At 28.3% G+C, this 10,418-nt stretch carries 16 protein-coding genes; 15 read left to right on the forward strand and 1 reads right to left on the reverse strand.

All coding sequences use genetic code 11. The features are described 5' to 3' along the window. Positions 1–150 precede the first annotated feature (150 nt). From N4A55_RS00005 to N4A55_RS00030, 6 genes are all read left to right on the forward strand, one after another. Complete coding sequence (locus N4A55_RS00005; protein ID WP_293753325.1) at positions 151–861, forward strand: RHS repeat-associated core domain-containing protein; 711 nt, start codon at positions 151–153, stop codon at positions 859–861. A gap of 3 nt (positions 862–864) precedes the next feature. Then, positions 865–1,578: a hypothetical protein gene (locus N4A55_RS00010; RefSeq protein ID WP_293753326.1), complete on the forward strand. Its 714-nt coding sequence runs from the start codon at positions 865–867 to the stop codon at positions 1,576–1,578. A 23-nt stretch (positions 1,579–1,601) separates the two neighbouring features. Next, positions 1,602–2,078 carry a hypothetical protein gene (locus N4A55_RS00015; protein ID WP_293753327.1) on the forward strand — a complete coding sequence of 159 codons (477 nt, stop codon included), beginning with the start codon at positions 1,602–1,604 and terminating at the stop codon, positions 2,076–2,078. Between the two features lie 6 nt (positions 2,079–2,084). Further along, the gene (locus N4A55_RS00020) at positions 2,085–2,576 is read left to right on the forward strand and encodes a hypothetical protein (protein ID WP_293753328.1); all 492 of its coding nucleotides are present in this window, start codon (positions 2,085–2,087) and stop codon (positions 2,574–2,576) included. A gap of 265 nt (positions 2,577–2,841) precedes the next feature. Beyond that, positions 2,842–3,201 carry a hypothetical protein gene (locus N4A55_RS00025; RefSeq protein WP_293753329.1) on the forward strand — a complete coding sequence of 120 codons (360 nt, stop codon included), beginning with the start codon at positions 2,842–2,844 and terminating at the stop codon, positions 3,199–3,201. A 142-nt stretch (positions 3,202–3,343) separates the two neighbouring features. Beyond that, positions 3,344–3,700, forward strand: coding sequence for a hypothetical protein (locus N4A55_RS00030; RefSeq protein ID WP_293753330.1), 357 nt, complete (start codon positions 3,344–3,346; stop codon positions 3,698–3,700). Between the two features lie 32 nt (positions 3,701–3,732). Here N4A55_RS00030 and N4A55_RS00035 read toward each other — a convergent pair whose 3' ends face one another. Then, positions 3,733–4,188 carry a hypothetical protein gene (locus tag N4A55_RS00035; protein WP_293753331.1) on the reverse strand — a complete coding sequence of 152 codons (456 nt, stop codon included), beginning with the start codon at positions 4,186–4,188 and terminating at the stop codon, positions 3,733–3,735. Positions 4,189–4,326: 138 nt separating this feature from the next. Here N4A55_RS00035 and N4A55_RS00040 point away from each other — a divergent pair, with 138 nt between their 5' ends. The 9 genes from N4A55_RS00040 to N4A55_RS00080 form a co-directional block, all read left to right on the forward strand. After that, entirely contained in the window at positions 4,327–4,728 is a 402-nt protein-coding gene (locus N4A55_RS00040) for a hypothetical protein (protein ID WP_293753332.1), read from the forward strand. A gap of 74 nt (positions 4,729–4,802) precedes the next feature. Next, complete coding sequence (locus tag N4A55_RS00045) at positions 4,803–5,468, forward strand: hypothetical protein (protein ID WP_293753333.1); 666 nt, start codon at positions 4,803–4,805, stop codon at positions 5,466–5,468. A 351-nt stretch (positions 5,469–5,819) separates the two neighbouring features. Continuing rightward, positions 5,820–6,308: a hypothetical protein gene (locus N4A55_RS00050; RefSeq protein ID WP_293753335.1), complete on the forward strand. Its 489-nt coding sequence runs from the start codon at positions 5,820–5,822 to the stop codon at positions 6,306–6,308. A gap of 367 nt (positions 6,309–6,675) precedes the next feature. After that, positions 6,676–7,239 carry a hypothetical protein gene (locus N4A55_RS00055; RefSeq protein ID WP_293753336.1) on the forward strand — a complete coding sequence of 188 codons (564 nt, stop codon included), beginning with the start codon at positions 6,676–6,678 and terminating at the stop codon, positions 7,237–7,239. 64 nt (positions 7,240–7,303) lie between these two features. Next, positions 7,304–7,501: a hypothetical protein gene (locus N4A55_RS00060; RefSeq protein ID WP_293753338.1), complete on the forward strand. Its 198-nt coding sequence runs from the start codon at positions 7,304–7,306 to the stop codon at positions 7,499–7,501. 35 nt (positions 7,502–7,536) lie between these two features. Next, a complete protein-coding gene (locus N4A55_RS00065) occupies positions 7,537–8,181 on the forward strand; it encodes a hypothetical protein (RefSeq protein WP_293753339.1) in 645 nt (214 codons plus the stop codon). 291 nt (positions 8,182–8,472) lie between these two features. After that, complete coding sequence (locus tag N4A55_RS00070; RefSeq protein ID WP_293753340.1) at positions 8,473–9,123, forward strand: hypothetical protein; 651 nt, start codon at positions 8,473–8,475, stop codon at positions 9,121–9,123. Positions 9,124–9,290: 167 nt separating this feature from the next. Next, positions 9,291–9,944 carry a hypothetical protein gene (locus tag N4A55_RS00075; RefSeq protein WP_293753341.1) on the forward strand — a complete coding sequence of 218 codons (654 nt, stop codon included), beginning with the start codon at positions 9,291–9,293 and terminating at the stop codon, positions 9,942–9,944. Between the two features lie 167 nt (positions 9,945–10,111). After that, positions 10,112–10,418: hypothetical protein (locus N4A55_RS00080; protein WP_293753342.1), on the forward strand; the 307-nt coding region annotated here is incomplete at its 3' end.

A 10,418-nucleotide genomic window follows, 5' to 3' on the forward strand; every position in this document is an offset into this window, starting at 1 on the left:
ATCATAAGCTATTTAGCACAACAAGTTACCAAAAACATAACACAAACATATCTCAAAAACGATACAAATACACCGGCAAAGAACGCAACAACGAATTACGAAGTAATCGTCGAACACAGATAAAAAAGAAGTAATGTGAGACAAACAAGAATGTACTATTACGGCGCAAGGTGTTACGCTGCTTGGACTTGTAGGTTTGTGAGTGTTGATCCTTTGGCTGGTAAATACCTTGAATGGTCTCCGTATGTATATTGTGCTGATAATCCGATAAAGTATATTGATCCGGATGGAAAAGAATTGGTGATTGCAGGAACTGCTGAATTTCAAGCGAAAGTTTGGAAGTATATGTTTTCATTAGCAATGAATAGTGAAACGGGGTATGAACAATTACAAAAAGCAATAAAAAGTGGTAAAACACTTGTGATTTATGCTGGGAATGATAATGAAGTTCGGTGGGGAAGTAATGGAAATAAAGCATCAGGAAAGGAAGCATATTCAACGCTAACTATAAATTTTAGTGAAATGGCAAAGCCAAAGGATGGAGCACCTGGTAGCACAGAAGCTGCGTTAGGGCATGAGTTAAGTCATTTTAATATGGAACTAAAGGGAGGTTTGTCAGCAAAGAAAAATGGATATCTAATTGAAGGAGTTTCTCCAAAAGAAATACCTGCTTTGGAAATTGAAAACTCAATAAGAAAGGAACTTGGTATTGGAGAGAGGAAGAACTATTCGGGATATGATTTTTATGGTAAGGAATTAGGAAAGAATGATAAGTATTCAGGTTTTTATCCCCAAAAAAAAACAACTGAGTATGCACCAGTGAAGAAAGGTGTGCACTCAAAGGAAGAAAGAAATATTTGAATAGTGTTAAACAATTTAATAGAAGGCATAAGAAAATTTACTACAGAAATGGTAAGTATATTAAAGGTTCTGGAATTAATAATCAAAGAGTTTATGAATAAGATATTTGTAACAATAAAATCGTTTAACTATGTGCTATTGTTGTTGTGTATCGGATGTAGTGTTAATCACGAGAGTTTGGATGATAATTTACATGAAATAGATGTTGCTAAATGGAATCAGTTGACAGTAAACTGTTTAATAGATTCTTTTAGATTGGATACTACTTCATTTGTACAGTTTAAACAACCACCTCCTGAGAGTAAGAATTTTGCTTACTCGTATCCTAATTATGCAAATATCTTTAATAATGATATTGCGACTATTTGGAATTTTGTGAATAGAAGAAGTTGTATAATAAATTCTATTGACAGTCTTTATTCAAAACATTCGGCTAGTATAGAGCTTGAGATAATAGAGTATTATAGGTTCTATTTTCCTGTAGTTTATGAAATATCAGATGGGAAGAATTCTTATAAAATAGTTTTAAACAAAAATTGTGATAAAATAATAAATAAAATAAGTAAACTTTCTGATTTGGTATCTGATTTTGACGATAATAGGGGAGGTGTTGCTCCTGTTAGAACATTAACCATAATGTCAAAAATATGCAGGAAGGCGAATGGGAGTGATAAATTTATGATTAAAACGCTTTATATAGATTCTTCAGTAGATTAGTATCTGATCCTAAAAATGTAGTATTGAAGGCTGTTGTTGATACTAATGTGAATGGAACAAATTCCAACTTTGAAGTTACATATAATTTCTATCCTGATTTCACAACAATCGATGGTGATTTAAGACAAATAGTTATTGGGCAGGCTCATACCTATCCTTTAGTTGAAGGAGGAAGAAGTAAGTTTAAACATGATCCATTTGGAGGAACATCAATTAGCTTTGTGAAAGAGAAGTATAATGAACCAGGTGTTTCATATGATGGTGATAAGAATGATAAGCAAGGTGCAATTGATGCTAAATTCCCATATTATGCTATTCAATCATATGATAATAGTGGACATTTATATAAGGTAGACCAACATGGAAATATGAATTTAAGAAAACAAGGTAGATTTAATACACAAATACCTGTAGGTAACATTAGTAATTTAGGTACTAATGCAGGACAATTCAATATATTATTAGATTCCTTTAAAAGTTATAGTGGTTTTAAGAAATAGATAAAAATGAGATATTACGTTATATTATTAGTGGTAATGCAATTGTCGAGTTTTTCGCAAGAGTATAGAATTCAATATGATTTTCCTCCAAAAGTGGATACTATAATTGCAATAGCGATGGATAGTTCTGTAGTCTCAAATAATTTTAATTCTGATAGTATGGGGTATTATCTTACATTATCTGTAAGTGATACAACCTTCTTGCTTGAGCTAGATACATACTATTCAAAGCGTTCGGTGTTTGATTCTGTTGGAAAAATAGTGAATTGGATTAGTTTCCTAGTTATTAATTCAAATAGATTTACTAAAGTAACAGGAAGAGATATCCCCATTGTTCTAGAATCTGACTTCAAATTTGGAACTCCTAAATTGTTAGACGAAGGAAAAGGGGGCAGAATAGTTGTGCGTCCACGTTTTGAGTTTAGGAAAAGGTTTAAAGTATTGGTAGATAGTAGATCCGCATACGATTATAAGATTTATAAAATGGGATTTTGGTAATTAAAATAGAATAAGAAATAAAATATAAGGCTGCCTCAAAAGCGAGTTTGCTAGCTCAGCGGAGCTAATCCTTTTTTGTGGACAGTGATTGGAGTAAGAAATTGAGATATTAAGCCTCTCTGAAATGGGAGGTTTTTTATGCTTTGTGGTTAATGAGAAAAAGCTTTGCGCTCTATAGCTTCACGAATAAAAATATCAATTCTTAAATGCAACTTTTAAGTTAGGTGATATAAATATTAAATATTCGTTTGACTTGTATTATGGAATGTCATTTCAAAAAGCAACTTATGATCATGATAGAATGATTAATGGGCAGAATTATGACAATCAAACTATATTTGATATGTTAAGTAATAACGGAATTGAAAGAGGTGTTGTGAGTAATAAATTTGGAGTTGTTAAAATGACTAGTAGAACAGGGTATAGGTCTTTCTGGCCTTCAAATGTAATGTATGATTCTATGGAATCTTTTTCTAGATATAAGTTTAATACAACATTTCATCACTTATTTGTACCGTATGAAAATGGTAGTTCACAACCTTCGAGATTTAGAGTTAAACAATATTTAAATGGATCTACAAATGAAAAACCAATTAATTCTCTTTATGATTTTGATAAGCCTTAGTTCTTGTAAATTTTATTTTAGAGAGAGTAGACAGCTGTCGGATGATTATAAGTATTTAAATAATAATGACTTTGCGAGAAAATATTTTTCTCTTTATGATATTCGTAAGGGAAATTGTTTAGAATCAGGACGAGTATACAGAATGGAACAAAATAATTTTACTTTTAAGTATATTGTTTTTTCGAAGGATAATTGGGTTTATGATAGCCCAATAATGTCTACTGATATTTCTGACAACTTAAAGCTTGATAGAAATGCATTTTATACCGTTATAGACTCTATAATTAAAATTGAATGGATAGCTCAAAGTACAGGTAGTGTATATACAATGATTAATGAGGGTGTTATAAAAAATGATACAATATTTCTTCTAAAAGAATATACGGGCAAAGGAAATGCTCAAAAGGAAATAATAAGACTAATAAAACCAAATTATAATTATAGATATTATAATATTTATGATGATGTTTATATCTATAAATATGATAGTTTAAGATGAAATGTAGTTCTATTTGTGTCATTAGTAAATATTTATATACGATATTTTATGAAATAGTATGTGAAAATTGAAGTACATGAAATATTAAATAGAGGTCGAATTTTAGAAATGATACTGTCTTTTCTGCATATTAAGGTCATTAACTGTAGGTTACTTAATCCAACAGGATATTGTTTCTCTTTTAACTCAGCAATCTCAAATGTATTGTTGAAGTTCTTATTACGTGAGTTTATTGTTAAATAGTTGATATTATCATTCGTATGATAAGTCCATCTTCCATTTGTGAGACCAGTATATTTATCTTCTATTTCTGACATTGGTAACATACAGGTATTATCCTCATGCATGTTGAAATTATTATCTATTATTGTGAAGTCTCCATAGTATTCAGAAATACTCCAATCCCCTATTATAATTATTTCAGCTCTATTTTTACAAGAACAGAATACGATCACAATCAATAGTGTAGTGATAATATTTTTTATCATAGGTAATTATTTTTGCTTTTTACCTAAAAACAAAAATAGTAAAATGAGTTTAAGTCTGATTTAAATATATCTTTAGACTCTATATTCTGATTTTTGCTAAACTAGGTTAACATATAATGAAAAAACAAGGCTATAAATATGAAAAGAATTATTAGAGGTTTAATGTTGATTATAACAGTTTTATTTGTTTGTCAATCCTGCACACATGAAACTAAATATTGTTATTACTTATCTGAGAAAAATGAAGTTGATGAGTCTGTTTATTGTGGGAACTCTTATAAAGAAGGGGGTGTAATTACAAAATTGTATAACCAATATATGTTGAAAGGTGATAGAGAGGGTTTTATGAAAAAATGGAGCGAAAATTGTCTATCTCTAATTAGAGCTCCACGTAAAGTGGTTGTACGAAGAATATATAAGGAAGAAGGTTTTGCAAAAATAAGATTCAGAAACTATAATGCAACAGGAGGTATTGACAATAGGTATGTTACTGTTTATGTACCTATTCTTACTTTGCATGATACATTACCATTTGAATGATTAGTGGCTATATGGTTGGGAGTAAGTGTAATGATAGTAAATGGTTTCTGTAAAATATGAGCTTTGTATAAGGTATGAGTAAATGTAGTTTATTTATAGTATTTATTTTTTTGACATTTAATGTTATGTCTCAAAATAATGATGTTTTAATTGAAGATACAAATGTTAATATATTTGGATACTTATGTCGTTATCTTTACAAGATAGATAATGAAATTCATGAAACATGCATATTCTTACCTTCAGATGAGAATAATATTGATGAAATATTACACAATAAACTTGTTGTAAATAATGGAAAAATGTTGTTTGAAGATGTGGTGACATCTTATATTTTCAATGAATATATTCATAAACTTAATTATTATGTAATATATCCTATTAGAAGTAATTTGCATTACCGAGGGAAGAATAAGTATCTTATAAAAGATATGTTAGATAAGCTTGATTTACCTGATATACCAGAGAATATCGATACTTATAAAGTAGGAAGAACTTTATACAATAGTGATCTTCATCATATTGACCATAAAAGCCTAAAGAATGGTATTTACCTAATCTATTTTGGGAGGCAAAAAATTAATGGTATAACCTTTTCCATAAATAATGCGAAGGAGTATCTGCCGGTAAATGATAATTTTAAGATAGATATAAAAAGAGGAAATTCTACAAAACATTTCGAAGCAAAATACCATGAAGCCAAGGATAATAGGTATATTATTATTGAATATATGTATTGAAAGTTATACAGATGTTAACGTAAACAGTTCCAATAATAAATTTTGAGTATCTCTTATTTGTAAAAAAGAGTAATATGATAATTATGAGTTGTATACCAAATATAGTAGTTTATTATATATGAGACGAAGCATGAGAAATACTCTTAAATAAGAGTACGATTGTTGTAATAACATGGTCAGAATGTATATGTGTAATAGATGGAAAGAAGCGCGAAAAACGAGCATGAAAATTTCTTTACAGAGTACACAGAGATGATTGCTATGCGAGCTTCATCAGACCATTGAAAAAGGAAAAATACAATAACGGTAACAGCATATTAGTAGAGGTGTGAACTCAAATACTCGTTAAAAATGAGAAAAATAGTAACAATAATTTGTTTAGTATTCTTATGTACTTCGTGTCTTGTGCACAAAGGGCAATGGTTAGGAGATCAATGCCGACCAAAAAAAGCTAATTTTAGAATACTTAAAACCCCTTTTAGAGAAACAGATAAACTTTCTTTTGAAAGTGTATATTTATCAGATAGGAAACATTTTGGAATTGGCTTTTATCCTGATGGTCGTATGATGTATTTTGTTTCGAAGGGAAATGAAGAGTTGAGAGATCAGGATATTGTTGGAATAGATTGGAATAGTGCTAAATATATAGGATACTGGAGAGTGGAGAAAAATGAAATCAAAATTGAGTATTTTGTGTGTGGAGATTTTGGAACCTATAGAGAAAAACAAGGGATAATAAAAGGAGATACAGTTTTATTTGAACGATATTGTAGCTCAAGTCCTTTTAAGAGTGAGAAGTGTTTTAGTAAATATGTATTATCGGATATAAGTCTGGAATAAATTGAAACGAAGTATGAGTAAAGGCTTTTATTACATGGTATGATTTTAGTGCATAGTTCCATCTGATAAATAAAAAGCAATTGTAAATAGGTGGTAATTATATGTTTACAGAACTTTTTGTAAATGATAACTCCTAATAGTATATCAGGAATAATAGTTTATATATGGACTATTCTATTTTACACTTGATGTTATTTTGTGGATTGTAGGCTTGATTAGTTATTATTATTCGGTACCATTGTTAACGTTAATTTATGCTGTAAGATATCATATTAAACTAAATAAAGCTATGAAAGAGAATAGATGCATAAGTGTTTGATAATACTTGTTTTTGTAAGGGTTTGATTATTAAAAAGATATTCGAATAATGAAATATTTGTCACTTATTATTATAGTATTTTTATCTTGTGTAGATAGTATAGGTCAAAGACTTAATTATAAAGAGACCTTTAAATACACTATTTACAATAGTATAAGGAAAAACAGAGATAGTTCTGAGTTTATGTTTGTTAAATATTATTCTCAAGACACAATTGTTTTGAGTTATTATAGTTTGAAGAATATAACCCCTTTCTTTATTATTGATTATTTTATGGTTCGCAAGAATAAGAACCTATGCTTAGAAGGAGTAACGGAACTTAGAAATTCCTCTATAAGAGGAGAAGATTACAGTACTATTGATAATCTTTGTGATTATGAAAATGCAGTACCTGTTTGTGTAAAAGAGATAGAACAAGATACTTTTTTGTGTAACAGATTTTATACTTATAATGTATATGAGATATACTATACAAAATATTCTGACTGTTCAGGAGAATATGATTTGCGATTATTTATAGATTTAAAACAGGGTGTTATTTTAAGAAAAGAGTATTTTAGTAGAGAGTATATCTTTCAATCTGAAGAGTTGGTGAAAGTTTATAGTCATTAATACTTTTAAGCAACCTGTATATTGTTTATTACTAAGAGTATACCTGATCAAAAATAGAGTCGTAATGAGTTGTAATATAAGAATAGTTTTAATAATAATATTTGTGTTTCTGTATAGTTGTATGTATGGGAATAATCCTGTTTCAGCCATACGTATACAATTAGTAGATGCTAATAATTATAGAGTACATGAACGTATACTTAACAATAATGGCGGTTCTGATTATGGTTATGTTGGTATCATTTTATTATATAACAACTAACAGATACATTAACTCTAACCGGGGAGTTTATAATATTGTGCAAATTGAAAAGTCGGAATAGTTACATAACTTTTGTTGTTATAAGATTAAAGAAAAACCTTAAGAAATTAATTCTTATTTTAGATAATAGAACCATGAATGATACGGTGTTAATGATTAAGAAATTAAAGACAGGATATGCTTTGTTGTGTTTGTTTATTGTGTTGAGTAGTTGTTCTGCTTTAAACAACAATCTGTCTGGCGTGTATACATTAAAAAATAAAAATTATGAAGGAGAACTTAGTATTAATGATGATTCTAGTTATGTTCTAAGAATAAGTAGAGGTATGCGTGAAATAACTTCGGTTGGAAGATATGAATTTGTTAAAGGAAATTATCTTAGTTTAACCAATACACCTAAAAAGGACTCTGTTTTAATAGTATCTGATAATAAGAACTTTATAGATAGTGTGAAATTTGTATTGACTGATTTTGAAAATATTCCAATTGGTGGACTGTTTGTAACAGACCGGAATAAAGAGTACAAAGCATACGACGGGAGTATTACTTTAAAACTTGATGATTGGAAGTTTATTAAAATAATAACAGGATTTGTAGATAATCCGGATACAACTGTTGTTGTTAATAAAAAGATGGATTTTTATCATATAAAAAGAAATAATCCGATTTTTAAATTATAACAAACTATTTTTAGATGATTGCACTATGAAGATAAAAAGCAAAGCACTAGTGAATGTTGATAGGAAAATAACAGGAGAAAGATTAAAGTTTGTTTTGTCTGATTAGCTTAGAGAAGCTATACATAATCTTATGGTATTAGTGTTATTATGTAAACAGATCTTAAATTAAGAGTGTTTATTGGAAATGAACTATTGTTGTGTTTTGAATAATATATCGACTTGTTGGATTATACGGTAAGTGAAACAAACTAAACGAGTTTATGGATAGAAGTAAGGATCAGTATAAAGATTATGAATAAATATTTTTTAATACTACTGTTTTTGATTTTAGGATTAAACGCAAACTCTCAATCAAAAGATATTATTGTGAGAGATTCTGTAGTAGATATGTTTGGTTATTTGTGTCGTTATTTTTATAAAGTTGATAATGAATTGTATGAGACATGTGTATTTATACCTGATAATGAAAATAATATAAACGAAAAACTTTATAATGAGTTGGTTTGTTTTCGTGGAAAGATGTTATACAAAGATGATATAAAGTCATATTTATTTAATGAATATATACATCAATTAGATTATTATGTAATTACTCCTGGAGTAATTAACTCAAATTCATTTAAGAGTGATAAGGTGTTGATATATGAAATGTTACCTAAAAGAGTGGTGCATTCAAATGTTGATTATTCAAAAAGAAATACGTTACTATATAGTAGAACATATTTAATTTCTGGAAAGAGGATAAAGGAGGGGATATTTATGGTATATTTTGGAAGAGTAAAATTGAGAGGAACAATATTTGAAATTAAAAATGCCACTAAATATCTTAATGTTTTAGATGACTTTATGATTGATATAAGAAGAGGTGGATCGCCTAGTAAATTAGCAGAATATCATAGATCAAAAACGAATGAATACCTTTGTATAGATTTTGTTTATTGATGATTAGTTATAATATTTATCCTAATGGTGTTGTTTTTAAATTAAGAGTGTTTATAGGAAATGAACTATTGTTGTGTTTTGAATAATATATCGACTTGTTGGGTTATACGGTAAGTGAAACAAACTAAACGAGTTTCTGGATAGAAGTAAGGATCAGTATAAAGATTATGAATAAATATTTTTTAATACTACTGTTTTTGATTTTAGGATTAAATGCAAACTCTCAATCAAAAGATATTATTGTAAGAGATTCTGTAGTGGATATGTTTGGGTATTTGTGTCGTTATTTTTATAAAGTAGAAGGAGAATTGTATGAGACATGTATCTTTTTGCCTTCAAAAGATAATAATATTGATGAATATCTGCACAACCATCTTATTACAAATAAAATGAAGATGTTGTTTAAAAGTAAGATTGAATCATATTTGTTTAATGAGTATATACATAGCCTAAATTATTATGTAATAATTCCAGAAACAGCAAACCTGAGTCCAAGCGGTAATTATAAGAATATGTTCTATGATTTACTTCCTGATTATAATATTCCTAGTGGAATAAATAGACGAAAAAGTAATATATTATTATTTAGTGGGACAACTCTTATTCCTGATAAAAGAATAAAAGAGGGGATATTTATGATCTATTTTGGAAGGCAAAAATTGAGAGGAACAGTATTTGAGATAAGAGATGCATACAGATATTTTGATGTTACTGATGATTTTATGATAGATATACGAAGAGGTTTGTCAACAGAATATACATTAGCTAAATATCATAGATCAAAAACGAATGAATATCTTTATATAGATTTTGTTTATTGAGGGTTAGTTATAATATTTATTCTAATGATGTTGTTTTTAAATTAAGAGTGTTTATTGAAAATGAACTATTGTTGTGTTTTGAATAATATATCGACTTGTTGGATTATACGGTAAGTGAAACAAACTAAACGAGTTTCTGGATAGAAGTAAAGATCAGTATAAAGATTATGAATAAATATTTTTTAATACTACTGTTTTTGATTTTAGGATTAAATGCAAACTCTCAATCAAAAGATATTATTGTAAGAGATTCTGTAGTGGATATGTTTGGTTATTTGTGTCGTTATTTTTATAAAGTTGATAATGAGTTGTATGAGACATGTGTATTTATACCGGATAATGAAAATAATATAAACGAAAAACTTTATAATGAGTTGGTTTGTTTTCGTGGAAAGATGTTATACAAAGATGATATAAAGTCATATTTATTTAATGAATATATACATCAATTAGATTATTATGTAATTACTCCTG

It is taken from the genome of Vallitalea sp., from assembly GCF_025211055.1.
GTDB lineage: Bacteria > Bacillota > Clostridia > Lachnospirales > Vallitaleaceae > Vallitalea.